Here is a 23,474-nt window from a genome sequence, read left to right as displayed (position 1 = left end):
CATGAACTCATCCTTGATCTGATCTTGCCGGATTCAAGGACTGGCTTTCCTTCGCCACCAGTTCAAAGCCGTCCCGCGTGTCCTTGATGATCCAACCCTGGGCCGTCACTTGTTCTCGCAGGGCATCCGCTACCCCCCAATCCTTGGCTTGCTTGGCTTCCCAGCGCTTTTGGGCCAAATCCCGGACCTCCGCGGGCGCTTCCGCCTCGGCCTTTTCAGGGAAGGCCAGTCCGAGGGCTCGCAGAATTCGCCAGAGTCCGCGCCACTGGACTTCCGCATCCTCGGCCGCCAAAGCCTGCTTCGCTCCCCCGAACACTTTGCCCAGGGCCAAAGGCGCATTGAGATCGTCCAGCAACCCTTCCCAGGCCGGCTGGAAAACGCCTCCGTGCCGGAGGCCGATCCCCTCCGCCAGGCTGGGAGGGGTCCCGGGACCCACTCTCTCGGCCAGTTCTCGTTCCAGCGCTTCCAAGCGATGGAGAGAGCTTCGGGCTGCTTCCAGGGACTCGAAAGTGAAGTTGAGCGGTCGACGATAGTAGCCGCTGGCCAGCACGTAGCGGACGAGTTCCGGCGGAAACCCTTCCTTGGCCAGATCCTCCACCGTGTAGAGATTCCCCAAGCTCTTGCTCATCTTCCCGCCGTCCACCAGGAGGTGGGTCACGTGATGCCAGTGATGGGCAAAGGCCCCGCCGTTGGCACAGCAACTCTGGGCGATTTCATTCTCGTGGTGCGGGAAAACGAGGTCGATGCCGCCGGAATGGAGGTCGAATTCCTCGCCAAAATATTCCTCGCACATGGCACTGCACTCCAGATGCCAGCCGGGGCGGCCTTCCCCCCACGGGCTGGACCAAAAGTTTTCCCCATCCTCAGGCTTGCGAGCTTTCCAGAGGGCGAAGTCAGCTAAAGCGTCTTTTTCATACTCGTCCGAGTCGGTGGCCGTGGCTCCCAGACGGAGCTCCCGCTGGTCGAGCCGGGAAAGGCCACCGTAGCCGGGAAAGCTCCCCACTCGGAAGTAGACCGATCCATCCGCGCCTTGGTAGGCATGCCCCTTGGCCACCAAGCGCTCAATCATGGCGATCTGCTGTGGCAGATGAGCCACCGCGCTCGGCTCCTCGTGCGGAGGGAGGAGACCAAGGGCCTGGCTGTCGGCGCGAAATCGCTCCAGCCAGTGCGCCGTGAACTCACCCAGCGGTTGGCCGGCTCGTTGGGAATCGCGAATGGTTTTGTCATCCACGTCGGTGATGTTGCGCACATGCTGGGTCGGGGTGCCGGAAAGCTCGAGCACTCGACGAAGCACATCCTGGACGACGAACGTCCGGAAATTGCCGATGTGGGCCGGCCCATAGACCGTGGGACCGCAGCAGTAGAAGCGAAAGGTCTCAGCGATCGGCTTCAGTTCCCGCAGCGCTCGCGAGCGGGTGTCATAGAGGCGCAGCGGCATGGGCTCCCCATGCGTTGGCTGGCAAGGGATTGCAATGGCCTTTTCCCTTGCCCGTCTCGGGATCGCGGGGAATCCTTTGCCTTTCCGAAACAAATCGCCCGAAATCGCCCGCGCGACCCGCCCCCTTCTGCGTTCATGGAGTTCGATTGGAATCAATTCACCGAGAAAGACTTGCCCACCAAAGAGGTCGAAGAATCCTTCGAAGATCCCTTTTCTCTCAAGTTTCTCCCGGATAGCGACTACGGCCAAAAAGAAGCCCGCTATTTCAACCTCGGCAAGAGCCTCGAAAACCGCGCCATCTTTAGCCTCTTCTGGACCAATGGAAAACGCTACCGGGTGCTGGTGGCCAGGGAGATGACCCCGGACGAACTCGCCTTCTACCAACGCAAAAACGCCGAATCTCTCCTCTGATGTCGACCGAACTTCACACCATCGCCCAGTGGGACGAAGTGCCCACCTTTGAGAACGAAGAAGCCGAAGTCACCTTCTGGGAAGGGCATGGCCTGGACTCACGGCTCATGAACGCCGCCCTCCACAAAGCGGACAATCGGGAGTCCACCACCATCACCCTCCGCTTCGATCCGCGGCTCCTGGCCCGCATCAAGCGGATCGCCCGCTCCCGCTTCCTCAATTACCAGAGCATGATGAAGCAGTGGTTGAGCGAGCGCCTGGAAGACGAAGCCAACAAGTTCGGAAATTGACTCCCCGCCTTCGCCTTCTCGGTCTGCTTCTGACGACCCGCTTATGGGTCGGTGCCCTCCTGGCCTGGGCCGTCCTTCTTTACCTCCTGTCCTCCGCCCCGCTCCCTCAAACAGAGGGACCGGAGCTCCCCTTCTCCGACAAAATCGCCCACTTTCTCTACTTCGCCGGAGGGGGGACGGGCTTGCTCTTGGCGCTGGCGGCCGGGGGCTATCCGGTGAGCCGGTCCCGGGCTCTCTTTCTCTGCGCGCTTCTGGGAGCCGCGGTGGGGTGGCTCGATGAATGGCACCAAAGCTTCACCCCGGGACGAAGTGGCCAGGATGTAGGCGACTGGGTGGCCGACGTCTTGGGCGCCTTGGCCGGGGGATTTTTGGGCCGCTTCCTCTGGCCGCTTTTTCAGCGGGTGGTTCAGCGTGCCGCTTGATTTCCGCTCCCTTTCGCAGTTGGAAGACTGGTGACTGAAGACGAAGCGCAAGCCCGCATCCAGCAGCTCTCTCAGGAGCTGGAGCACCACAACCGTCTCTACTACCAGCAGGCCGCGGAGGAAATCACTGACAGTCAATACGACCAACTTTTCCGCGAACTCGAAGGTCTGGAGAAAGACTTTCCCGGGCTGGCCAGCCCGAACTCCCCCACCCAACGAGTCGGCGGAGCGCCCCTCGAGGGGTTTGACTCCATCGCTCACCTGCTCCCGATGCTAAGCATCGACGACGTCTTCGAGCTCGATGCCGAGGAACAGCAAGCTCGCGGGGCCGACTGCGCCGAGCAGGAGCTAGTCGAGTTCTACCGGCGCTTGCAGAAAAATCTCCAAGAGGAAAAAGTCGGCGTCTCCATCGAGCCCAAGATCGACGGCGTGGCCGTCTCCCTCGTCTACCGCCAAGGCCAGCTCGCCTACGCCGCCACGCGAGGAGACGGCAGCACCGGGGATCTCATTACGGAAAACGTGCGGACCATTCGCAGCATTCCCCTCGTGCTCTCCGCGGAGAAGCTGCCCGAACTCCTCGAGATTCGTGGCGAAATCTTCATGCCCTCGACTGGCTTTCTCGAGATGAATGCCCGGCGAGAAGAAAAAGGAGAGCCGCTTTTCAAGAATCCGCGCAATGCCACCGCTGGCACCCTCAAGCAGCTCGACCCCCGCATGGTGGCCACTCGCCCGCTCCAATTTTTAGCTCACGGACTGGGTGCCTACCAAGGCCCTGACCTGGCCACCGAAGAGGACTTCTTCTCCCTGCTGGATTCTCTCGCCATCCCCCGCAATCAGCCCGTCTTCCTGGCGGAAACCCTCGAAAGCCTTCTGACCTGCGTGCGCCAGCTCGATGCCTTTCGTCATGACCTCGATTACGGGACCGATGGGGCGGTCGTGAAGCTTCTCGATCGCCAGCGTCGCGAAGAACTCGGCTCCACCTCACGTGCCCCCCGCTGGGCCGCCGCCTACAAGTTCAAGCCGGAGCAAAAAGAAACGAAATTGAACCAAATCCTCATCCAGGTAGGTCGGACCGGAAAGCTGACCCCAGTGGCAGATCTGGAACCGGTTCTCGTCTCGGGCACGACCGTCTCGCGGGCCACGCTCCACAATGAGTCGTTCATCCAATCTCTCCCCTCAGATGGAGGGGAAAGGGGCCTGCGGATTGGCGATACCGTGCTCCTCCACAAATCCGGCGAAATCATTCCGGAAGTCCTCAAATGGATCGGCCAACAGCGGCCAGCGGAAAGCCGGCCCTTTGATTTAGCGGCCCACGTCGGGCACCGCTGCCCCGAATGCCACGGCCCGATCGAGCGGGAGGAGAACCACGTGAAGCGGGATGGGCTCGACCACACCATCGTCATTCACCGTTGCACCAGTTTCACCTGCCCGGCCCAGGCCGTCAGTCGCATCCGCCAGTTTGCTTCCCGCAAAGCGCTCGATATCGAAGGCATCGGCGAGTCGGTCGCGGAAAAACTAGTCGAAAGCGGTCTCACCAAGTCCCCTCTCGACCTCTTTCACTTGACCGAAGAAGACTTGGCCAACCTCGAACTGGAACCGGCCCGTCTCCAAGGAGGCAAGCAGTCCAAGCCGCGTCGTTTAGGCGAGAAAAAAGCCCAGCTCATTCGCCGCAGCCTGCAACGAGCCATCGATGAGCTACCGCTCCACCGCTGGCTCTTCGCCATGGGCATCCACCAAGTCGGCGAAGCCACCGCCAAGGAACTGGCCCGGCTGCACCCCTCCCTCGAAGCCATCGCCGAAAGCCTTACCCTCCGAACCCTCGTCGAAATCGCCGACCTCGAGGAGGAGCGCAAACTCATCTCGCCCCGCAACAAAGAGCGCCCCCCCCGAGACGAGCCAGAAAAGGAAAGTCGCAAACAGCAACACGACTCCCTCAAAAACGAAATCGAAATCCGGACAGCCCGCATCGAACCTTTCCACATCCAGCCCGAATTGGGACCGGTCGCGGCTGGCAGCGTGCTCGACTTCTTTGCTTCCGAACCCGGCCAAGCAGTTCGGCAAACTCTGGCCGAGCTCGGGATCACCCCGCCTTCCGAAAACTTCGCCCCCACCCCCCCTTCCACGGCCGCTTCACCCTCCTCTCCCCTGGCCGGGAAGACCTTCGTCCTGACGGGCGCGCTCTCCCAAAGCCGCGAAGTCTTCGTGTCTCGCATCGAGGCCGCGGGGGGCAAGGTCACCGGCAGCGTCAGCAAAAACACCGACTACTTGCTGGCCGGAGAAGGAGGGGGCTCCAAACGAGACAAAGCCGCCAAACTGGGCGTCGAAGTCATTGAAGAGAACCAATTCATCCAGTGGGAACAAGCCTAGGCCACCCCCCCACCAGCTCATTTTCCCTCAGCAAGGCTTTGACCTGTTCTCTAACTCACCCCACCATCCCTCTTGAGCCACTCCACGACGTCTCTTCCTTATGAAATTGATGAAATCTACCCTTCTTTTCCTCTTCGCCCTCACCCTCCCGCAGGCCCTCCACGCAGAAGACCTCGAGAAAAAGCTCGTTGGCTACTGGGGCCTCGATGGCGACTTCTTTCTGGAAATGATCAAGGAGCAAGCCGCCGAAGCGCTCGCGGCCGGCCAAGTGACCGAGGAGCAACTCGCGCAGCAGATCGCTCCCATGCTCAATCAAATCGTCATGCAGTTCGCTGAAGACGGAACCGGAGGGGCTTACACCCCGGACGGCTTCGATGGGGGCGACTACTCGGTCAAGGCCTCGCGGCCCGAGTTGAAGGAGCTCGACATCCTCATGGAGAGCCAAGCAGACGGACCGGAAGAAGCCACCGTCACCTTCCTCGCCGATGACAAAATCCTTCTCCAGCCCCGCGAGGAGAACCCCGCCATTCCCGCCATGCAGCTGCTCCGGCTCTCGCAAGAAGAAGCCGAGAAACGCCTCCAAGCCCTGGGCGCGCTCGAAGAAGTGGCTCCCTGAGGCCAAGCTGCCGTAACCCCTGGCAGAACGGCAGCCTGCCTTGGAGAAGGCAGCCTCATAGTTCCTTGGTTCCAGGGACTCCCTCCTCTTCGGCCGGAGGCGTGGGCGGGGTCACGGTTTCCAAGTGGACCGGTTGGGCTCCGGCACCTGGGGCGCTGACTGGGAAGCGAGTCAGCCCGGTCCAGAGACCCACCACCACCGCCAGATAGAGCAAAGCCAGGGCGTAGACCACCCGGCGTCGACCCAGGCTGTCCAGAAAGGTTCCAACGCGCTCCCAAAGCAGCCCGCGAGCACTTCGCTGCAAGAGATCTTCTCGCTGTCGCAGCTGGACCCTCGTCAGCACCTCCTCGGCATAGCCCTCAGGCGGCTGCTCCTGGGCTTTGAGACGGAGAAGCTTCGTCAGGGACTCGTCTGGTGTCGGATGGTTCAATGGGAAGAGCTTGGCAGGCCCAGGGCCCAGGTCAATGGGGGAGAAAGTCGCTCAAGGAGATTTGCAATTGCTGGCGGGCGTAGAACAGGCGGGATCGCACCGTGCCCGAAGAAACGCCGAGCACGCGACTGATGTCGGCCTGCGGCATGCCTTGGATATCGTGCAGGGTGACGACTGCTCTGTGATCATGAGACAATCGTTGGAGAGCCTCGTTCAATGTTTCCTGAAGAGCCCGCAAATCGAAAGCGCGCTCCGGATCGGCCGCTCTGCTGGCTTCCAAAAACTCGGGACTCTCCCCCACCGCCGGGTTCATGTCTGCGAGCGACCACTCCTGGCGTCGCTTGCGCTTTTTGAGGTGATTGAGGGTCATATTGAGCGCGATGCTGTGAATCCAGGTCGAAAAGCGGGCCTGTCCTCGAAAGCGCCGGAGTGCCCGGTAGGCCTTGGCAAACACCTCCTGCAAGAGGTCATCCGCGTCCTCTCGATGAGAAGTCATATGATAAATCAGGCCGTAGAGCCGAGCGGTGTGCTTGAGGACCAATTCATCAAAGGCGGTGGTGTCTCCGCCTTGCGCCCGGCGCACCAGCTCCCCGTCCTCATCTGTCCCCCGACTCGCCATCAATTCTCTCTCACCAGCGAGACGGAGACGTAGCTCGCGTCCGGTAGAATGTATTTTCGGAGTTCCACCTCCACCCGCCGGAGTGAAAACTCCGCCCAGAGACCCTCCACCAGATCCTCCGCCAAGGTCTCGATCAGTTTGCGCTCTCTCTGAGCGGCCAGGGCCTTGAGACGCTGCGCTACGACATAGTAATCCAACGAACGCTCCATCTCATCGCCCAGTCCTTCGAGGCCACCGCGGGGGAAGAGATTCACCGAGGCGCGCACCACCTGCTGGGTGGCCCGCTCCTCCTCGGGCACCCCGATGTAAGTTGGCAACTCCAGTTCGTGAATGCGAATACAGCCTGCGGTCATCTTGGCACTTCCCTGCCTTCTGACCGCCTTCGCAAGAACTCGTTCAATCTTTTGCGAGAAAGTCCTGGCCGGCTTGTTCAGTCCACCAAGCGAGGACCCCATCCAAGTTGGCGAAGAGGTGGTCCGGCTTGGCCTCCCGCAGCATGGCCTCCGAGTTGTAGCCGGTCAGCACGGCGATCGAGCGCACCCCCGCATGACGGGCCGTCTCCACATCGTGCTGCATGTCCCCGATGAAAGCGGTTTCCTGGGGATCGAGGTCGTGGTCCTCCAAAAGGTGAAGAATGCGCTCCCGCTTGTCCCGGACGCTTCCATAGACCTTCTCAAAAAACGCAGCCAGGCCCAGCGCCCAGACTTGCTCGTCGAGATGTTCTTGGTGAGCGCTACTAAGAATGAAGAGCCGCCGGCCCCGGAGGCGACAGGCCTCCAAAAAACCGAGCGTCTGCGGCAGGATGGTGACGGGCTGGTCCGAGGCTCGGAAGTGATCCTGGAAAATCGGTTCCAGCTCCTCCATGGGAACCCCTGGGAGGATCTCCTGATAGAAGCGGGCGAAGGGCAGTTGAAAGCGGGCCTTGAACTGCTCGCGATTGAGTTCCGCTTGGCCGAAATGGCGGAGAACTCCATTGGTGGCCTCGATCACCGGGGGGAGGTCGTCAGCCAAGGTGCCCGACCAATCGAGAAGCAGATTGCGGAACATGACGCTAGCCAAGAGTGAACCGCACTTGCTGGAGACGATCGGCCCCCAAACGAGCCCGGAGTTTCTCCTCGATCTCCAACCTCAGGAGGTGCTCCAGCGTATGCCTCACGGCTGGTTGCAAAACGCGGATCCGGAGCGTCCCACGGCGAAAGCTGGCCGGCGAACTGTGCTGGGCCAGGAAAGGCCCCACCACCTCGCGCCAAATCTGAGAGACTTCCTCCCCATCCACCCTCTCCTCCAGGCCGAGAGAACGGAACACACCCGGCAAGGTTTGGGAGAGCGGTCTGGCCGTTTCCCGGCCGGGATCCGAAGGCAAGCTCCCGCGCCATTCCAAAAGCGCTCGTTGCCTCAGAGTGAGAGGTCGCCGCTCCCTCATGCCACCCCGCCATCGTCTCCGATGGCCTCCACCGGGCATCCCTCCATGGCCTCGATGCAGAGCGCTTTCTCTTCCTCGGATTGCGGCTGCTTGTGGACGAAGGAATGCCCCTCATCGTCCTCCCGCCCGAAGTTCTCGGGCGCGGTTTCGCGGCAAAGATCACAGTCGATGCACTGGTCATCGACATAAAAATCCCCGTCGATGTTGATCTCGTAACGATTTTCGACCTCGGCCATATCCTCCAGAAACGATTGAGCGAAAGGGTAGGTTTCCCGGCCACGGTTTCAAGGGATTCTTCCTCTCCTCGTCGGCTCGGGATTGCTTGAACTTTGGCTTGGCTTTTCCTGGGCCTGCGGCAGAGAGTGGCGGCCCCTTTTTTCGTCATCACCCATGAGCGATTCGAACGCACCGGACCCCAAAAAAACCGCGGAGGACGCGAGCGAGAAGCCAGCGCTCGAGAGAGCCGAGGCCGCCCCCAGCCCGGTCGAGAAAAAGCCTCTCGAAGAGATCGACGAGGAGGAACTGGAACCCTTGGGCGAAGTCAAAATTCCACCGAGCGAACTCACCCCGCAGCCCCGCGGAGTCGAAAAGAAAGCCCCCGTGGCCTTGCCCAAAAAAAAGGCCCCGCCCGAACCAGTGGTCTTCTCACAGGGCGCTCGCACTAGAGAGTTGGAGGACCTGGACGACGACTCCACCAAAAATACCCTCAAGCCTCAACCTCGGACCGACCCTTCACCAACCCGTCCGGCCCCGCCCCGAGAGACTCCCGCCAAAGAGTCCGCCAAGCCGCCCTCGGCCGAGACCAGCCCCCAGACCAGCACCAAGGAATCGCCTGCGACGGAGCCCGGCTCGTCTCAAGCCCAAGCCAGGTCGGAAACCGAGCCAGAAAGGGCCGCCGCCGCCGAAAAGCGCCCTTTTTGGAAACGACTTTCGACCGCCGAGCTCGTCTCCAGCATCGTGGTCTTCGTGGTGCTCATCGCGGGAGGACTCTGGGCCATCAACACCATGTTGGGACAGCTTCATATCCAGGAGGACTCGTCCCTGGACGCCCCGCTCAAGTTGCCCCTCACCGGAGAAGTCTTCCAGCTGGCCGACGTCCAGACCTACTGGAAAAAGCCTCTACCCGGAGAGGACCTCGGCGTGCGTCCGGGGATGGAGCTGGTCCCGGTGGTCCAATTCAAGCTGGCCCCGGGCAGCCGAGCGACGGGCGAATTGCGCGTCTTCTTCCATGGCCCCAGTCGCGGACTCGAGCGAGGTCGTCAGATTGGCGACACCGTCCGATTGGTCGTCCAAAATGGCGAATTCGCCAACGGGAATGGCCGAGCCGTCTGCACCCTTGGCTTCGAGCGGGCCGGAGAATTTCTGGGCTACGAACAAGGTCTCCAGGACCCCTGGAGCCTGCGCGTCCTCGAAAGCCGCGAGATTGGGGGCAATGCCGAAAGCTTTCGAGAACTCTTTGTCACCCGCATCTCAGGGCGGAAAAAGCCCGATTGACCCTTCATGGACTCCTCCACCGAATCCTCCCTTCCGAACCAAGACCAAGAGACCCTAACCGTTCTCCGGCCCCAGGAGGGCTGGCATGTCCTCCATCTCTTCTACCAGATCGATCGCTCCCACTGGAGCCTCATGAGCGAGGAAGAACGCCGGGAGGCCAAGACGGACTTCAGTCGCTTGGTCCAGGAAATCCGAGCGACCGCCGAGACGCAACTTCTCACCTTCAGCATGGTCTCGCCCAAAGCGGACCTCGGCCTCATGTTGCTGACACCTGATTTGCACAAACTGAACGAATTCGAAAAACAACTCTCCATCTCCTTCGGCGCGGAGACCTTGCAAGCCGCCTACAGCTACCTCTCGCTCACCGAATCGAGCGAATACACCACCAGCCGGGAAGACTACACCGCCTCTCTATCCGCCGAACGGGGTCTCGCAGCAGGCTCTCCCGAACTGGAAGAAGCCCTCCAGGACTTTGACCAACGCATGAAAAAATATGGTCAGGATCGCCTCTACCCCCATCTCCCCGATTGGCCGGTCTTCTGTTTTTACAACATGTTCAAGCGCCGCTCGGCCGAAGACAACTGGTATGCCCTCGACTTCGCGACCCGGAAGGCTCTTATGAAAGGGCATGCCGCAGTCGGGCGGCGCTGGGCAGGGAAGATCCGGCAGCTTATCACCGGCTCCACCGGACTCGATGAAGCGGAGTGGGGCGTGACGCTCTTTGCCAAAGACAGCTTCGATGTGAAGGCCATCGTCTACGAAATGCGCTTTGATGAAGTCAGCGCCCGCTACGCCGAGTTCGGTGACTTCTACATAGGGATCCAACTGCCGCTCGACCAGCTCTTCCGCCGACTTGCCTTGTAAGCTTCGGAGCCTACTTTGGCCTTTCTGCCGCCTGAGCGGCCCTCTCGCAGGACACCCACCGCACCCATGGGCTCTCTCTCAAACCAGCCTCTCTCCCTTGGCGACCGGACCTTTCAGTCCCGCTTGCTGGTGGGCACCGGAAAATTCTCCTCCCAGGAAACGATGGCAGCCGCCTTGGCGGCCTCCGGCACGCAGTTGGTGACCGTGGCCCTCCGCCGCGCCGACCTCAGCGGCAAGGGCGATCCCTACGCCAACATCCTCGACTTCATCGATCCGGAAAAGTATCTCCTCCTGCCCAACACCAGCGGCGCCATGAATGCGGAAGAAGCCGTGCGCCTAGCCCGCCTGGCCCATGTGGCGGGCATGCCGAAATGGGTCAAACTGGAGATTCACCCCGACCCTACCTACCTCCTGCCCGATCCCATCGAGACCTTGCAGGCCGCGGAAACGCTCGTGAAAGAAGGCTTCACCGTGCTGCCTTATATCAATGCCGATCCCGTCCTCGCCAAACGGTTGCAAGACGTGGGCACCGCTGCCGTCATGCCCCTGGGAGCCCCCATCGGCACGAACCGCGGGCTCGAGACCCGCGGTCAGATTGAAATCATCCTCGATCAAGCCACCGTCCCCGTCATCGTGGACGCGGGCCTCGGCCTGCCCAGCCATGCCTCGGCTGCCCTCGAAATGGGGGCCGACGCCGTCCTCATCAACACCGCCATCGCGGTGGCCGACGACCCGGTGCGCATTGCCTCCGCCTTCCGCCTGGCCGTGGAGGCCGGTCGGGCCGCTTACGAATGTGGCATCCCCGAAACCGGAGTCCGCGCTTCCGCCACCAGCCCTCTCACCGGATTTTTGAACTGAAGCTCGGGGCCGAGCCGCCGCCTTCGCAGAGCCATGACTCTTCTCCTCCGCAAGATTCTCGCGCTCAACTGGTTGCTCGTCCTGGTGGCGGTCGGACTGGCGGTCTTTGGCGTGGTGGCCATCTACAGCGCGGGAAACAACCCCGCCTGGGAAAACACCCCCGCCGCCATCGCAGAAGCTTGGAAAAAACAGCGGATCTGGATCGGGGTGGGGCTCGTCGTCTTCTTCACCACCGCCCTGATCGACTACCGCTGGCTGAAGTGGGTTGGGATTCCTATGTATCTCGCCTCCGTCATCTTGCTGGTCGTGGTGGCACTCCAAGGCGAGGAAATCGGCGGCAGCAAAGCGTGGCTCTCGATCGCGGGCTTCAGTTTTCAGCCCTCCCAACTGGCCATCGCTTCCGGCATCATCCTTCTCAGTATGATCATGGCCTTCCTGCCGGGGCTTCATAAATGGCTGGTCCATCCCTTCATCCGACTACTGGTGGCGGGCGCCTTTGCCTTCTTGCCTTTCGCCTTGGTTCTGGTGGGAGGAGGCGATGTCGGTTCGGCCGCCGTCTGGATTCCCACCACCGCCGCCATCCTCTTGGTGGGCAACTGTCCTTTCCGCTATCTCATCGCGATCGGGCTCCTGGCCGCCATGATCCTGCCCTGGTTCTATTACTTCGGCCTGAGTGATACCCGCAAAGCGCGCATCGAAGACTGGATCGCCCTCCGCAAAGGGGAAGAAGTCGATACCCAGGGAACCGCCTACGCCCCCTACAACGTCGTCCGCGCCATCGGCTCGGCCGGCTGGGAAGGAAAAGGCTTTCTCTCCACCCACTCCATCCACGCCCTCGGCCTGATTCCCAAGGACACCGCCATCAATGACTTCGTCTTCGCCGTCATCGCCGAGGAATTCGGCTTCACCGGAGGCTCGCTTCTCATTCTTGCGCTCGTCTTCCTCGTCCTGCTCTGCCTCTACGTGGCCTTTTACAGCGGGGATGAATTCGGGCGCTTGTTGGTGGCAGGGGTCGTCGCCCTCCTCTTCATGCACGTTTACCAGAACATCGGCATGTGTCTGCTCCAGGTTCCCATCACGGGCATCCCGCTGCCGCTCGTGAGCTACGGAGGGACCTTCGCGGTCGTCATCTTCTTCCTCCTGGGAGTGGTCCAGAGTGTCTGGATTCATCGCGGGGGCGGCTTCGAAGCGGAAGAGGAAATCGAAATCGCCCCGCCCCAGCAGTACGTCGCGCCCGGGCACATCAACTACGGGCTGTGATCCCAAGCGACCGGATCTCATACCAAGCTGGAGAATTGGCTGGTAGAATGGCCGAGTGGATTTCGGGCCAGACCAAGGCGCGACGAGGGCGCGGTGCAGGCACCGTAACCGAGGAGCAACGCAGGGCTGGCTCGAAAGACTCCGGCTCTCCCTTCCCCGCGCTTCAGCGCCTTTTCCCCACAACACCTTCCCTCCATTCTTCCAGTGAATTCTGGAGGTTGGTATCAGTGGCAAAACGACCGCGAAACCAATTACCCGGGCTGGCACTTGCCATCCTGCCTGATCTTTGGATCTTCCTGCTAGTCGCCAATCCAAAAGAACTATGACCGTCACCGAAGCCATCCACGAACGCCGCTCCATCAAGCACTATGACCCCGAGCACGTCATGCCTGAGGAGGACCTCACCGAGCTGATCCGTCTCACCAAACTGGCCCCCTCCTCCTTCAACATGCAGAACTACCGCCTGCTTGTGATTCGCGACAAGGAGCTTCGTCAACAAATCCGCGCCGAAGCTTGGGACCAGGCCCAAGTCACCGACGCCAGCGTCCTCTTTCTTCTCTGCGCCGACCTCCAGGCCCACCTGGAAGACCCCGCCCACTACTGGGGCCACGCGCCTCAGGAAGTCCAGGACATCCTCGGGCCCATGATCCAGCCCTTTTACGAGGGCAAGGACCAGCTCATCCGCGACGAAGCCATCCGCTCCAGCGCCCTGGCCGGGATGACCCTCATGCTGGCTGCCAAAGGGCTCGGTTACGACTCCTGCCCCATGATTGGCTTTGATGCCGAAAAAGTGGCCCAACTCGTGAATCTCCCCCAAGGCACCATCCTCAGCTTCATGATCCCGGTCGGCAAAATGGCCCAGCCCGCCTGGGACCGAGGGCCCCGCCTCTCCGATGAGAAAGTCGTGATCTACGACAAATTCTGATTCTGTAGAGAACGGGAAGCGAGGGCGTCCGTCGCTCAAAACTTGCAAATCATTCGATTGGATCGAATGATTTGCATGATCTGGATTCCCAGGTTGATGGAAGCCCTTCTGCAAAAGGAGGCTGCCACTCGCCCAGCGATTGTCCTGACAGGGGCACGCCAAACGGGGAAAACCTCCTTAGTTCGCCGACTCTTTCCCGAGCACCACTATGTCTCGCTCGATCTCCCCAGCGAAGCCGCCCAAGCCGAGGCCGACCCCAAAGCGTTCTTAGCTCGGCACGCTGCCCCTCTCCTCGTCGACGAGGTGCAGTATGCGCCGACTCTGCTTCGGCACCTCAAAACCGAAGTGGATCGCCATCGACTTCGTTATGGGCAATTCATCCTCACAGGTTCCCAGCCCTTCGAACTCATGCAGGGCGTCTCCGAAACGCTGGCCGGCCGCGCCGCCATCCTCAAGTTAGGCGGTCTTTCCTACGCGGAAATCTCGACCGTGTATCCGAATCTCTCAGTCGAGCAATTCGTCCTCCGAGGGGGCTACCCGGAACTCCACCAGAATCCGAAAATCGAAAGTGCCTCTTTTTATCGTTCCTACATCGCGACCTATCTCGAACGAGACCTCCGCAGCCAGCTGCAAGTCGGTAGCTTGAGGGACTTTGAACGTTTCCTGCGAGCGTGCGCTCTGCGGACCAGCCAAGTACTCAATCGCGCAGAACTCGCGCGGGACGTGGGCATCGCCCCTTCCACCGCGGCCCAATGGCTTTCGGTGCTTGAGAGATCTGGCATCATCGCTCTGTTGGAGCCTTGGTTCTCAAATCGGACCAAATCCATCGTCAAATCTCCCAAACTTCATTTCCTCGACAGCGGTCTTTGCGCCTACCTCATGGGCCTTCGGCAGGAGTCCGATCTCTATCGATCCCCACTGATCGGCGCGCTTTGGGAGTCCACTGTTTTCAGCGAACTTCGTCGACTCTTGGACCTGACTGACCGCTGGCAACTTCACTATTGGCGAGATCGGACTAAAGAAGCGGACTTCCTCCTCCATCAGGCAGGTCGTTTCCAACTGATCGACGCCAAATGGTCCGAGAGTCCCACCCACTTGGGAAGTCTCCCCAAAATCCGAAAGGAATTCCCCGAGAAAACAGCGATCAGCCTTCTCTGCCGAACTCGCAATCGCCACCCCCTGGCTGAAGACATCGAAGCCCTCTCCCTTCCCGACATCCCCAGCATCATCGCCCGCTAATACCCAGCCACCAACTCAATCTCTCTCCCTCCCGCCCGAACCCCGAAACCCAAAACTCACCACTCCAGCAATTCCTTCAAATCACTCTCACTCAACCCCTTCATCAGGGGTTGCAGGTCATTGACCGCCGTCTCAATGAGAGACTGCTTCTTCGCTTGAAGAGCCAGGATGCGCTCTTCGACCGTCTCCCGCGCGATGAGTTTGCAAGCGGTCACGGCCTTTCGCTGACCGAGCCGATGGGCGCGATCGGTGGCCTGGGCTTCCACGGCCGGATTCCACCAAGGGTCGAAGTGAATCACGGTGTCGGCCGCCGTCAGATTCAATCCATAGCCCCCCGCCTTCAGACTGATGAGGAAGACAGGAGGACCCTCCGGATTCTGGAAGCGAGCCACCTCGCTCCCCCTGTCTTGGGTCTGGCCATCGAGGTAAGCGTAGGCGATCGATCGCTCCGCCAGCGCTTCCCGCAAGAGGGACAGCATGCTGACAAACTGGCTGAAAAGAAGCACTCGATGCCCCCCCGCCAAGGCCTCTTCCAAAAGCTCCAGCAGGCGGTCCAACTTGGCCGAGGCCCCCGGGTCCCGGGCCAGCTTCTCGTCCACCAGCCCCAAGTGGCAGCTGGCCTGCCGCAGCCGTAGGAGCGCCGTCAAAATGGACATCCGCGCCTGCCGGAAGCCGAGCGACTTGACCGCCTCGGCCGACTGGCTGCGAGCTTGCCGGAGAAGCTCGTTGTAGACCTCGCGCTGGACCGAGGTCAGCTCGCAGAACTCGATTCTCTCGAGCTTTTCGGGCAACTCCTGAAGCACTTCTTGTTTTCGCCGGCGCAGGAGAATGGGCTCCATCCGGGTCTGGAGGCGTCGAGCGGCCCCCTCGTCGGGTGGCTCCGCCGTGAGAGGCTTCTCATAGCGATCCTGAAAATGTTTGGCCCCACCCAGATAGCCGGGAACGGCAAATTGGCAAATGGCCCAGAGATCGCGGACCGAGTTTTCCACTGGCGTGCCCGTCAGGGCCACTTTCCGGGGGCTTTGCAATTTCCAAATCGCCCGCGTGATCTTGGCTTTGGGATTGCGCAAGAGGCTGGCCTCATCTGCCGCCACCACCGCGAACTCGCGCTCTTGGTAGCGTTCAATATCACGCCAGAGTGAGCCATAACTCGTCACCACCAGATCGGCCATTTCCAGGACCTCGAAATACTCATGTCGCTTGCCCCCATGCATCACGAGCACCTTGCGCTTGGGCAAAAACCGCTCCGCTTCCGAGCGCCAATTTTCCAGGAGCGAAGTCGGGCAGACCACCAGCCCGGTGCCTCCCTCTTCTTGCAAAACCAGTTCAAGAAGGGACAGCGTCTGGAGCGTTTTGCCGAGGCCCATGTCGTCCGCCAAAATGACCCCACCGAAGCGCTGGCTCGTGGCATGGAGCCAGCCTACGCCCTCTCTTTGGTAAGAGCGCAGGGTCTCGGCCAAGTGGCCCAGCGGACTGAGATCGACCTCCTGGGGCCGCGGCCCTCCCGACGAGAGGCCGACCGCCCTTTCGAGAAACGCAGCCTGCTGCCTGGGAACGGCAAAGACGCCGGGCGCGGTTTGTTCCGCATCGAGATCTCCGAAGAGTTCCTCCATCTCCTGACAGGCGTCGAGATCGACGACCACCCGCCGCTGGCCTTTGGTCTGGTAATGGTTGCGACCGAGCTGCACCAGACGGGCGATTTCTCCCGCCCCGAGCGAATGGCCGGCCCCAACGTAAGAAAGTTCAAAGCCAAGTCCGTCCTCTCCCCAAGCCCCCGCCATCGGCCGGACGGAGGGACGCACGAAGTCGATCTTGGAAGCGACAAACTTCAAACGCTCCCCTCGGCCAATCGTCCATTCCTGCTCCCACTGCGGAAGGAAATGGGCCAGGAGCCGCAGAATTTGCCTCTCTCCCCGAAGCCGGAAGACACCATCGCGAAAGGCAAAACCCGCCCCTGCCAAACGCTTCTGCGCTGCCTCTTCTGCTTCCTGATGGCGCAAAAGCCACCGCTCGCCTTGCTCCAAGGGAAAGGCTTCGTCCGTCCATTCCCCCCAGGGCCGAGACCGCTCGCCATAAGCCACTCGCAGCCTGCCATCGAGCGCGTTGGTGCTGCCCTCTAGTTCCAGGGCGAACTCCGGCTCCCCTCGCTCCAGCGGCAGAGCCTGTCGCCAATCCTCACCCACCATCTGAAAATGGTCCTCGAGCAAGCCGCCCTCGCGAAAGGCCCAGGGCAAGTCTCGCTCGAGAACCTCCCCGTTCCAGGCCGCCTCGGAGAGTTCCCCCCAGACCGCGGCTGAAAATCCTTGGCCGGTCGGCCAGCGGAGCAGACTGCCTTCGCTGGGAAACCAGACCCAGCCGCCTGCCTCCGATTCCAGGAAGACCACCTCCTCGGACAAAGGCTCGAATTCCAGACGGAGGGTCTTCCCGGCTCGCTCGAGCCGCAAGCGAGGGCGCAGCGGAAACTCTCCCACCTGGATCTCCCGCCCGTCCGCTAGCAAGCTCTGGCGAGTGCCCGCCAAGGCCGTCAGCAGGGCCTCCGCTTGGGCTCCGTCGAGGCCCAGGACGGCCGGCAAGTGCGCGACCTGCCACCGCATCATGAGAGCCAGGAGGGCATCGGGCGTTTCCTCGCCCAGCCCTGAGCATTCCTTGACTTGAATGGGCAAACCACGTTCCCAGCGATTTGCAAAATCGGGGGAGACTTCGATCTGCAATCGAGGCCTCGGTCCGCTGGGCGCGCCCGGAGTCCTGCGCGGGGGGCTGGGCTGGGCAGCGGGGGTCTCGGCACCCTTCTCTCCATGCCGCAACCACCAGAGAGCGATCGCTACCGAGTGCCCGCAAATCTTCCCATAGCGGCGGCTCTCGGGACAGGGGCAGAGATTGTCCACATCGGTCCGGGAATTCACCCTCAGGCCGGCCCGTCGCGGCTTGCCGCCGACCTCGATTTGCCCGCGGTAGACGCGCCCTTCTCGGGAGGCCACCCGCACGCGCCCCTGCTCCACCAGCGTCCTCGCCTCCTTGAAAACCGGCCATCCGCCAATCTCTTGGAGCCATTTCTCGTCGATCTCCTCCATGGGAATTTCCGCTCGACTTTGGTCCGGTGCCGAGCAGGTTCAAGCTTTCTCCTCCACCATGAAGATCGTCGCCATCGCCAACCAAAAAGGAGGAGTCGGCAAGACCACCACAGCGATGAATCTCTCGGTCTGCCTAGCCGAATTGGAAAAAAGCGTCCTGCTGATCGATCTCGACCCGCAAGCCAATGCCACCAGTGGCTTGGGTCTCGATACCGGCGAGGCCCGTAGTCTCTACGGTCCCCTAGTGGCCGACGGAGACGTGGAATCCCTCATCCTTGCTACCCGTTTCCCGCACCTCTCCATCATCCCCTCCGAGCTGGACCTCTCGGGTTCCGAAATCGAAGTCGCGCGGATGTCCAATCACCTGACACGGCTCCGCGAAATCCTGCAACCCATGCGGGAGAAGGCTGCCTTCGATTTTGTCCTCCTGGATTGCCCCCCCTCGCTCGGCATCCTCATGACCTCCGCGCTAGCGGCGGCCGATGAACTGCTCATCCCTCTCCAAGCAGAGTTCTTTGGACTCGAGGGCTTGGCCAAGATCGTCCACGTCAGCGAAGAAATCCGCCAATCCGGGGCCAACCCAGACCTCATTCTCGAAGGCATCTTCATGACCATGTTGGACAACCGCACCAACCTCGGGCGGCAAGTCATGGACGAAGTCCGGACCCACTTTCCGGAGCAACTCTACGACACCTTCATCCCCCGCTCCATCCGCTTGGGCGAGGCCCCCAGTCACGGGCTCTCCATCATTGAGCACGACTCCACCAGCGCCGGCGCGGCCGCCTACCGCAGTCTGGCCTCGGAGTTCTTGCGGCGCCATCGGGCGGCCACGGCCCCCCTCACGGCCTAGGTTTTCCAGGGAATTCTTGCTCACGAGGGCGCTCCTTTCAGGTCGGGATTGCTCCTTGCGCCAGTAGGCGATTGCCCCAAGTTCCCTCCCCTCACCTCTACCTGCAACGCTCAGTCTGACCCGTTTCCCATGATTCAGTGGATCCTGAAAAAAATCGTTGGCTCACGCAACCAACGCACCATCAAAAAGCTCTGGCCCAAAGTCCTCCGGATCAATGAAATCGAGGAAACTCTGCAAGAGCAGCCCGACTCTGTGCTGAAGGAATTCACCAAGGCTTGGCAGGAGAAATTCGCCCTCTTTCACGACCCCCAGATCCCCATTCGCGAAAAGCTGGAGAAATGGGAAGACGCGCCCCTCAAGGAATTGGGGCAAGCAGTCGCCACCAAGATGGAGGGCCTGCGTGAGTTCTACCCTTCTCTCTCTTCTTCGGTCGACCCCGCCGCCGCCAAAGACGAGCTCATCGAAGCGCTCTTGCAAGCCAAGACCGAATTCACCGAAGCGAGCGAGCAATTTCCCGACACCATCAAAGATCTCTTGGGCGAAGCCCTGCCCGAAGCCTTCGCGGTCGTCAAAAACGCCGCCCGCCGCCTCTGCGGCCAGGAGTGGAAGGTCAGCGACCACCCGGTCAAGTGGGAAATGGTTCACTTCGATGTCCAGCTCTTGGGCGGCATGGCCTTGCACGAAGGCATGATCACCGAGATGCAGACGGGGGAGGGCAAGACCCTCGTGGCCACCCTTCCCACCTACTTGAATGCCCTGACCGGCAAGGGCGTGCACGTCGTCACCGTCAATGATTACCTCGCCCGCCGGGACAGCGAATGGATGGGCTATCTGTTCAAGTTCCTCGGCTTGGAAGTCGGCGTCATCCAAAACCAAATGCCGCCAGACCAGCGGCGGGAGGCCTACCAGTGCGACATCACCTACGGCACCGCGAGCGAGTTTGGCTTCGACTACCTGCGGGACAACGGCATGGCGCCGTCCAAGCAATATCAGGTGCAGCGCGAACACTTCTTCTCCATCATTGATGAAGTCGATTCCATCCTCATCGACGAAGCCCGCACGCCCCTCATCATCAGCGGGCCCTCCACCGTCGGCTCTCACCAATTTGATCGCTTCAAGCCCCTCGTGGACCAGATCGTAAAAAAGCAGACCGTCTTCTGCAATGGCCTCGTGACCGAGGCGAAAAAAGCCGCCCAGGAAGAAGACCTGGGCGAAGCCGGCCGCAAGCTCTTCCAAGTCAAAAGCGGGCAGCCTCGCAACCGCGGGTTCCTCCGCGCCATGGAAGACCCGCTTCTGCGCTCGGCCATGGAAAAAGCCGAACTCGAACTCTACCAGGACCCCCAGAAGAAGCAACTCTACGGGCTGAAAGAAGATCTCTTCTTCGCCATGGATGAAAAGGCGCACGACGCCGACCTCACCGAAAAAGGCCGCACCTTCCTCAACCCGGAAGACCCAGAAGCCTTCACCTTGCCGGATCTGGCCGACTCCTTCGCCGTCATCGACGGGGACGCCGCCCTCACCGCCCAGGAAAAAGTCCAAAAGAAAGACGAGCTCCAGCGGAAAATGGACTTCCAAGCCGAGCGCATCAACAACATCAGCCAATTGCTGCGCGCTTACTGCATCTACGAAAAGGATGTGGATTACGTGGTCGAAGACGGGAAAGTCATGATCGTCGATCCCAGCACCGGGCGGAAAATGCCTGGTCGTCGCTGGTCGGACGGCTTGCACCAAGCGGTCGAGGCCAAGGAAGGCGTCAAGATCGAGGGCGAAACCCAGACCTTCGCCACCGTCACCATCCAAAACTACTTCCGGATGTATGAAAAGCTGGCCGGGATGACGGGGACCGCGGAAACCGAGGCCTCCGAATTCCACGACATCTATGGCATGGACGTCCTCGTCGTCCCCACCAATCGCCCCAATCAGCGCCAAGACGAAAACGACAAAATCTTCAAAACCCGGCGCGAAAAATACAGCGCCGTATTGGGAGCCATCAAGGAATCTCACTCCAAAGGGCAACCCATCCTGGTGGGCACCGCTAGTGTGGAATCTTCCGAAACCCTCGGCCGCATGCTCAAACGGGAAAAACTGCCCCACTCCGTCCTGAACGCCAAACACCACCGCCAGGAAGCCGAAATCGTCTCCCGAGCCGGCCTCAAAAGCGCCATCACCGTCTCCACCAACATGGCGGGGCGTGGAACGGACATCAAGTTGGGTCCAGGCGTTGAAGAATTGGGAGGGCTCCGAGTCATCGCCACCGAGCGGCATGAGTCCCGGCGCGTCGATCGCCAACTCCGCGGCCGCTGCGCCCGCCAGGGCGATCCTGGCGCCTCCGTCTTTTTCATCTCCTTTGAGGACGACCTCATGCGCAACTTCGCGGCCGCCGAGCGCATGACCAAAATGATGGAGCGTTTCGGCGTCGATGAAGGGGAGGAACTCTCCCACCCCTGGCTGAACAAATCGGTCGAAACCGCGCAAAAGCGGGTCGAGCAGCGCAACTACATGATGCGCAAACGCGTCCTCGATTTCGACGACGTCATGAACCAGCAGCGGACCGTGGTCTACGAATACCGCAATGAAGTGCTGGAAGCCGAAGAGCCCCGGCAGCTCATCGTGGAAGTCTTGGAAGAAGCCGTTCCCCGCAAGGTCGCTGAATACTACCAGCCAGACCTGGATGCCGAGAGCGAAGGCGAGGCGGGTGCCGACACCGAAGCCCTCCTGGCCTGGGCCAACACCACCTTCCCGCTCGGTCTCAAAAAAGACGACGCCCAGTTGGAAAGCCGGGACGAAGAGGGCAATGCCCGCTACCTCATCGACGAAATCCTCAAGCTCTACCAATTGAATGTCGAGCACAAGGACCCCGAGCTGGTGGAAGACTTTGAGCGTCGCGTCATCCTCGAAGCCATCGACCGCCTCTGGCAGGAGCACCTCTACAATATGGATGCCCTCCGCGAAGGCGTCTACCTCCGCGCCCAGGGCCAAAAGGATCCCCTCGTGGAATACAAACACGAAGCCTACGCCATCTTCGTGGACCTGATGGACCACATCAAGGAAGCCGCCCTCCAAAACCTCTTCCGCGGCATGGCCCGCCTCATGGAAATCCAGCAAATGCTCAAGCTCTCTCGGCAACAGCGAAGCCAAGGGGGCGTCGAAGCCGGGCTCAACCAATTTCGCTTGAAAGGCGCGGGGCAGACTCCCGAAGCCGCCCTCGCCAGCGGAGGGGGCGCGCAGGCGGCCGAGAACGAGGGACCCAAAATCACCATTCCAGTCAAACGGGATGTGCCCAAGGTCGGGCGCAACGAGCCCTGCCCCTGCGGCAGCGGCAAAAAATACAAGCAATGCTGCGGCCGCCACGCCTAGGCCTGTTCGGGGGCAGCTTCGATCCCATCCACTCAGGCCACCTCGGCCTGGCCCGCGCGGCCGTCGCCCAAGCCGGTCTCGACCAAATCATGTTCCTGCCCGCGCGGCGCTCTCCCCACAAAGCGCAGGGCCCGATCGCGAGCGATGCCCAACGGCTCGCCATGCTTCACCTGGCCGTGACCGGCTTTCCAGAGGCCGTCGTGAGCGACTTCGAGCTGCAAGCGCCCCCCCCCAGCTACTCCTGGGAAACCGCCCTCCATTTCCAAGACCTGCGGAAGGGGGCCCAGCTCTACTGGCTCCTCGGGCTCGACCAATGGAACGCGCTCGATCGCTGGCGTCATCCCGAACGGCTGGCCGAAACCGTCGAATTCCTGGTCTTCGCGCGCGATGGCCAGGAAATGGCCTCGCACCCCTACCCCCACCAGCGACTGACCGGGACCTTCCCCTTCTCCTCCACCCAGATCCGGGAAGCGCTCGCCCAAGGAGACCCCGCCCCACCGGACAGCCTCCCGCCGGCGGTCAAGGACTTCATCGAAAAGCAGCAACTCTATCGCCAGCGCTTGTGACGCAAATTCACTGGAAAATTCCCCAAGCCCTCCCATCCTCTTGCAGACTCGCAGACCCCTCCCTCTCCCGCTATGAAAGCCATCTCGTTTTTCGCTCTCCTGCTCGCCCTGGCCCTCTCCCTGGCCAGCGCGGCTCAGGACTTGACCTCGGAAGAGAAATTGCAGCTCACCCAGGAGCGCATCGCCGCCCTCATGGAAGGCCTCAGCTTGGCCGACCGGGAGCGCCTTCTCAATCACTTGGAAAAATCCCGACGCCTCTCCGGCCAAAAGCGCTTCATCGACGCCATCGCGGAACTCTGGGAGGCCCAGAAAATCGTGCCCGACCACCCCGACGTTCTCAATCACATGGGCGCCTGTTATGTCAATGTGCGGGACTTCGAAAGCGCCAAAGAATACTTCCAATTGGCCCTCGAACTCTACCCCTCCTACTGGTCCACCGAATTCAACCTCGCGGAGATCTACTACGTCCAGGGCGACTACTCGCAAGCCCGGGAACGCTTCACCACCTTCCTCGAACGCTACCCTAAAATCGACTCCGGAACGCGGGACTTCATCTACTTCAAACTCTTCCTCTGTCACCTCATGCTGGAGGAACCTGAAAAAGCTGAACCCCTCCTGCGCCCCTACAGCGTGGATGAAGAGACTCCCTTCTTCTACTACAGCCAGATGGCCTGGGCCTACTACCACGAGAACGAGGAACTGAGTGAAGAGTGGCGAAACTCCGCCACCCGCATCTTCTCGAAAGAGCAATTCACCTTCTACGACGACGCCTTGGCCGAGATCGGCTGGCTCTTCGCGCTCTAATACCAAGCTGGAGAATTGGCTGGTAGAATGGCCGAGTGGATTTCGGGCCAGACCAAGGCGCGACGAGGGCGCGGTGCAGGCACCGTAACCGAGGAGCAACGCAGCGCTGGCTCGAAAGACACCGGCTCTTCCTTCCCCGCGCTTCAGCGCCTCTTCCCCACAACACCTCC

At 61.1% G+C, this 23,474-nt stretch carries 23 protein-coding genes; 15 read left to right on the top strand and 8 right to left on the bottom strand.

Features of this window, described 5'->3' with window-relative positions:
* Positions 1-7: 7 nt before the first annotated feature.
* Positions 8-1,438 carry a cysteine--tRNA ligase gene (gene cysS, locus AAF555_09150; GenBank protein MEM6911738.1) on the bottom strand — a complete coding sequence of 477 codons (1,431 nt, stop codon included), beginning with the start codon at positions 1,436-1,438 and terminating at the stop codon, positions 8-10.
* 9 nt (positions 1,439-1,447) lie between these two features.
* On the opposite strand from cysS, the gene AAF555_09145 reads away from it, so the two are divergent.
* The 5 genes from AAF555_09145 to AAF555_09125 all read left to right on the top strand — a co-directional run bounded on the left by AAF555_09145 (position 1,448) and on the right by AAF555_09125 (position 5,544).
* Positions 1,448-1,849 carry a hypothetical protein gene (locus AAF555_09145; GenBank protein MEM6911737.1) on the top strand — a complete coding sequence of 134 codons (402 nt, stop codon included), beginning with the start codon at positions 1,448-1,450 and terminating at the stop codon, positions 1,847-1,849.
* A complete protein-coding gene (locus AAF555_09140) occupies positions 1,849-2,139 on the top strand; it encodes a CopG family antitoxin (GenBank protein ID MEM6911736.1) in 291 nt (96 codons plus the stop codon). Before AAF555_09145 ends, AAF555_09140 begins: the two co-directional genes overlap by 1 nt.
* Complete coding sequence (locus tag AAF555_09135; GenBank protein ID MEM6911735.1) at positions 2,136-2,561, top strand: VanZ family protein; 426 nt, start codon at positions 2,136-2,138, stop codon at positions 2,559-2,561. The genes AAF555_09140 and AAF555_09135 overlap by 4 nt, the downstream gene beginning before the upstream one ends.
* Before the next feature lie 30 nt (positions 2,562-2,591).
* A complete protein-coding gene (gene ligA / locus AAF555_09130) occupies positions 2,592-4,928 on the top strand; it encodes an NAD-dependent DNA ligase LigA (protein MEM6911734.1) in 2,337 nt (778 codons plus the stop codon).
* A gap of 109 nt (positions 4,929-5,037) precedes the next feature.
* Positions 5,038-5,544, top strand: coding sequence for a hypothetical protein (locus AAF555_09125; GenBank protein MEM6911733.1), 507 nt, complete (start codon positions 5,038-5,040; stop codon positions 5,542-5,544).
* A gap of 55 nt (positions 5,545-5,599) precedes the next feature.
* Here AAF555_09125 and AAF555_09120 read toward each other — a convergent pair whose 3' ends face one another.
* Genes AAF555_09120 through AAF555_09095 form a run of 6 tightly spaced genes read right to left on the bottom strand, consistent with a single transcriptional unit; the run spans position 5,600 to position 8,252 of the window.
* Positions 5,600-5,974: a hypothetical protein gene (locus AAF555_09120; protein ID MEM6911732.1), complete on the bottom strand. Its 375-nt coding sequence runs from the start codon at positions 5,972-5,974 to the stop codon at positions 5,600-5,602.
* 31 nt (positions 5,975-6,005) lie between these two features.
* Positions 6,006-6,593 carry a sigma-70 family RNA polymerase sigma factor gene (locus AAF555_09115; GenBank protein ID MEM6911731.1) on the bottom strand — a complete coding sequence of 196 codons (588 nt, stop codon included), beginning with the start codon at positions 6,591-6,593 and terminating at the stop codon, positions 6,006-6,008.
* Positions 6,593-6,946 carry a dihydroneopterin aldolase gene (locus AAF555_09110; protein ID MEM6911730.1) on the bottom strand — a complete coding sequence of 118 codons (354 nt, stop codon included), beginning with the start codon at positions 6,944-6,946 and terminating at the stop codon, positions 6,593-6,595. The genes AAF555_09115 and AAF555_09110 overlap by 1 nt, the downstream gene beginning before the upstream one ends.
* A 43-nt stretch (positions 6,947-6,989) precedes the next feature.
* A complete protein-coding gene (locus AAF555_09105) occupies positions 6,990-7,640 on the bottom strand; it encodes an HAD family hydrolase (protein ID MEM6911729.1) in 651 nt (216 codons plus the stop codon).
* 4 nt (positions 7,641-7,644) lie between these two features.
* Positions 7,645-8,016 carry a DUF721 domain-containing protein gene (locus AAF555_09100; protein ID MEM6911728.1) on the bottom strand — a complete coding sequence of 124 codons (372 nt, stop codon included), beginning with the start codon at positions 8,014-8,016 and terminating at the stop codon, positions 7,645-7,647.
* Complete coding sequence (locus tag AAF555_09095; GenBank protein ID MEM6911727.1) at positions 8,013-8,252, bottom strand: ferredoxin; 240 nt, start codon at positions 8,250-8,252, stop codon at positions 8,013-8,015. The genes AAF555_09100 and AAF555_09095 overlap by 4 nt, the downstream gene beginning before the upstream one ends.
* Before the next feature lie 154 nt (positions 8,253-8,406).
* On the opposite strand from AAF555_09095, the gene AAF555_09090 reads away from it, so the two are divergent.
* From AAF555_09090 to AAF555_09065, 6 genes are all read left to right on the top strand, one after another.
* Positions 8,407-9,510, top strand: a complete 1,104-nt coding sequence (locus tag AAF555_09090) for a hypothetical protein (protein MEM6911726.1) — start codon at positions 8,407-8,409, stop codon at positions 9,508-9,510.
* 6 nt (positions 9,511-9,516) lie between these two features.
* Complete coding sequence (gene hemQ, locus AAF555_09085) at positions 9,517-10,374, top strand: hydrogen peroxide-dependent heme synthase (GenBank protein MEM6911725.1); 858 nt, start codon at positions 9,517-9,519, stop codon at positions 10,372-10,374.
* A 66-nt stretch (positions 10,375-10,440) separates the two neighbouring features.
* Positions 10,441-11,232, top strand: coding sequence for a thiazole synthase (locus AAF555_09080; protein MEM6911724.1), 792 nt, complete (start codon positions 10,441-10,443; stop codon positions 11,230-11,232).
* A 33-nt stretch (positions 11,233-11,265) separates the two neighbouring features.
* Entirely contained in the window at positions 11,266-12,492 is a 1,227-nt protein-coding gene (locus AAF555_09075) for an FtsW/RodA/SpoVE family cell cycle protein (GenBank protein MEM6911723.1), read from the top strand.
* Positions 12,493-12,814: 322 nt separating this feature from the next.
* On the top strand, positions 12,815-13,417 hold the full coding sequence (locus tag AAF555_09070; GenBank protein ID MEM6911722.1) for a nitroreductase family protein: 603 nt from the start codon (positions 12,815-12,817) through the stop codon (positions 13,415-13,417).
* A 66-nt stretch (positions 13,418-13,483) separates the two neighbouring features.
* Positions 13,484-14,656, top strand: coding sequence for an ATP-binding protein (locus AAF555_09065; protein ID MEM6911721.1), 1,173 nt, complete (start codon positions 13,484-13,486; stop codon positions 14,654-14,656).
* A gap of 56 nt (positions 14,657-14,712) precedes the next feature.
* On the opposite strand, the gene AAF555_09060 is transcribed toward AAF555_09065, so the two are convergent.
* Positions 14,713-17,727, bottom strand: a complete 3,015-nt coding sequence (locus AAF555_09060; protein MEM6911720.1) for an SNF2-related protein — start codon at positions 17,725-17,727, stop codon at positions 14,713-14,715.
* Positions 17,728-17,785: 58 nt separating this feature from the next.
* Between AAF555_09060 and AAF555_09055 the strand changes: the two genes are divergently transcribed.
* The 4 genes from AAF555_09055 to AAF555_09040 all read left to right on the top strand — a co-directional run bounded on the left by AAF555_09055 (position 17,786) and on the right by AAF555_09040 (position 23,304).
* The gene (locus tag AAF555_09055; GenBank protein ID MEM6911719.1) at positions 17,786-18,577 is read left to right on the top strand and encodes a ParA family protein; all 792 of its coding nucleotides are present in this window, start codon (positions 17,786-17,788) and stop codon (positions 18,575-18,577) included.
* A gap of 129 nt (positions 18,578-18,706) precedes the next feature.
* A complete protein-coding gene (secA, locus tag AAF555_09050; protein ID MEM6911718.1) occupies positions 18,707-21,934 on the top strand; it encodes a preprotein translocase subunit SecA in 3,228 nt (1,075 codons plus the stop codon).
* The gene (gene nadD, locus AAF555_09045; GenBank protein MEM6911717.1) at positions 21,913-22,500 is read left to right on the top strand and encodes a nicotinate (nicotinamide) nucleotide adenylyltransferase; all 588 of its coding nucleotides are present in this window, start codon (positions 21,913-21,915) and stop codon (positions 22,498-22,500) included. The genes secA and nadD overlap by 22 nt, the downstream gene beginning before the upstream one ends.
* A gap of 72 nt (positions 22,501-22,572) precedes the next feature.
* A complete protein-coding gene (locus tag AAF555_09040; GenBank protein MEM6911716.1) occupies positions 22,573-23,304 on the top strand; it encodes a tetratricopeptide repeat protein in 732 nt (243 codons plus the stop codon).
* Positions 23,305-23,474: the final 170 nt, after the last annotated feature.

This window comes from Verrucomicrobiota bacterium (genome assembly GCA_039027815.1).
In the GTDB taxonomy this organism is placed as follows: Bacteria; Verrucomicrobiota; Verrucomicrobiia; order Verrucomicrobiales; family JBCCJK01; genus JBCCJK01.
This window is presented reverse-complemented; position numbering and strand designations above follow the sequence as displayed.

What these genes read in the sequence shown, in the direction of transcription:
- AAF555_09115 (MEM6911731.1), bottom strand. Translation starts at nt 6,593, where the DNA reads ATGGCGAGTCGGGGGACAGATGAGGACGGGGAGCTGGTGCGCCGGGCG.
- AAF555_09110 (MEM6911730.1), bottom strand. Translation starts at nt 6,946, where the DNA reads ATGACCGCAGGCTGTATTCGCATTCACGAACTGGAGTTGCCAACTTAC.
- AAF555_09080 (MEM6911724.1), top strand. Translation starts at nt 10,441, where the DNA reads ATGGGCTCTCTCTCAAACCAGCCTCTCTCCCTTGGCGACCGGACCTTT.
- AAF555_09065 (MEM6911721.1), top strand. Translation starts at nt 13,484, where the DNA reads ATGATTTGCATGATCTGGATTCCCAGGTTGATGGAAGCCCTTCTGCAA.
- secA (MEM6911718.1), top strand. Translation starts at nt 18,707, where the DNA reads ATGATTCAGTGGATCCTGAAAAAAATCGTTGGCTCACGCAACCAACGC.
- hemQ (MEM6911725.1), top strand. Translation starts at nt 9,517, where the DNA reads ATGGACTCCTCCACCGAATCCTCCCTTCCGAACCAAGACCAAGAGACC.
- AAF555_09125 (MEM6911733.1), top strand. Translation starts at nt 5,038, where the DNA reads ATGAAATCTACCCTTCTTTTCCTCTTCGCCCTCACCCTCCCGCAGGCC.
- AAF555_09090 (MEM6911726.1), top strand. Translation starts at nt 8,407, where the DNA reads ATGAGCGATTCGAACGCACCGGACCCCAAAAAAACCGCGGAGGACGCG.
- cysS (MEM6911738.1), bottom strand. Translation starts at nt 1,438, where the DNA reads ATGCCGCTGCGCCTCTATGACACCCGCTCGCGAGCGCTGCGGGAACTG.
- nadD (MEM6911717.1), top strand. Translation starts at nt 21,913, where the DNA reads ATGCTGCGGCCGCCACGCCTAGGCCTGTTCGGGGGCAGCTTCGATCCC.
- AAF555_09070 (MEM6911722.1), top strand. Translation starts at nt 12,815, where the DNA reads ATGACCGTCACCGAAGCCATCCACGAACGCCGCTCCATCAAGCACTAT.
- AAF555_09040 (MEM6911716.1), top strand. Translation starts at nt 22,573, where the DNA reads ATGAAAGCCATCTCGTTTTTCGCTCTCCTGCTCGCCCTGGCCCTCTCC.
- AAF555_09100 (MEM6911728.1), bottom strand. Translation starts at nt 8,016, where the DNA reads ATGAGGGAGCGGCGACCTCTCACTCTGAGGCAACGAGCGCTTTTGGAA.
- AAF555_09105 (MEM6911729.1), bottom strand. Translation starts at nt 7,640, where the DNA reads ATGTTCCGCAATCTGCTTCTCGATTGGTCGGGCACCTTGGCTGACGAC.
- AAF555_09060 (MEM6911720.1), bottom strand. Translation starts at nt 17,727, where the DNA reads ATGGAGGAGATCGACGAGAAATGGCTCCAAGAGATTGGCGGATGGCCG.
- AAF555_09140 (MEM6911736.1), top strand. Translation starts at nt 1,849, where the DNA reads ATGTCGACCGAACTTCACACCATCGCCCAGTGGGACGAAGTGCCCACC.
- AAF555_09055 (MEM6911719.1), top strand. Translation starts at nt 17,786, where the DNA reads ATGAAGATCGTCGCCATCGCCAACCAAAAAGGAGGAGTCGGCAAGACC.
- AAF555_09095 (MEM6911727.1), bottom strand. Translation starts at nt 8,252, where the DNA reads ATGGCCGAGGTCGAAAATCGTTACGAGATCAACATCGACGGGGATTTT.
- AAF555_09075 (MEM6911723.1), top strand. Translation starts at nt 11,266, where the DNA reads ATGACTCTTCTCCTCCGCAAGATTCTCGCGCTCAACTGGTTGCTCGTC.
- AAF555_09145 (MEM6911737.1), top strand. Translation starts at nt 1,448, where the DNA reads ATGCGTTGGCTGGCAAGGGATTGCAATGGCCTTTTCCCTTGCCCGTCT.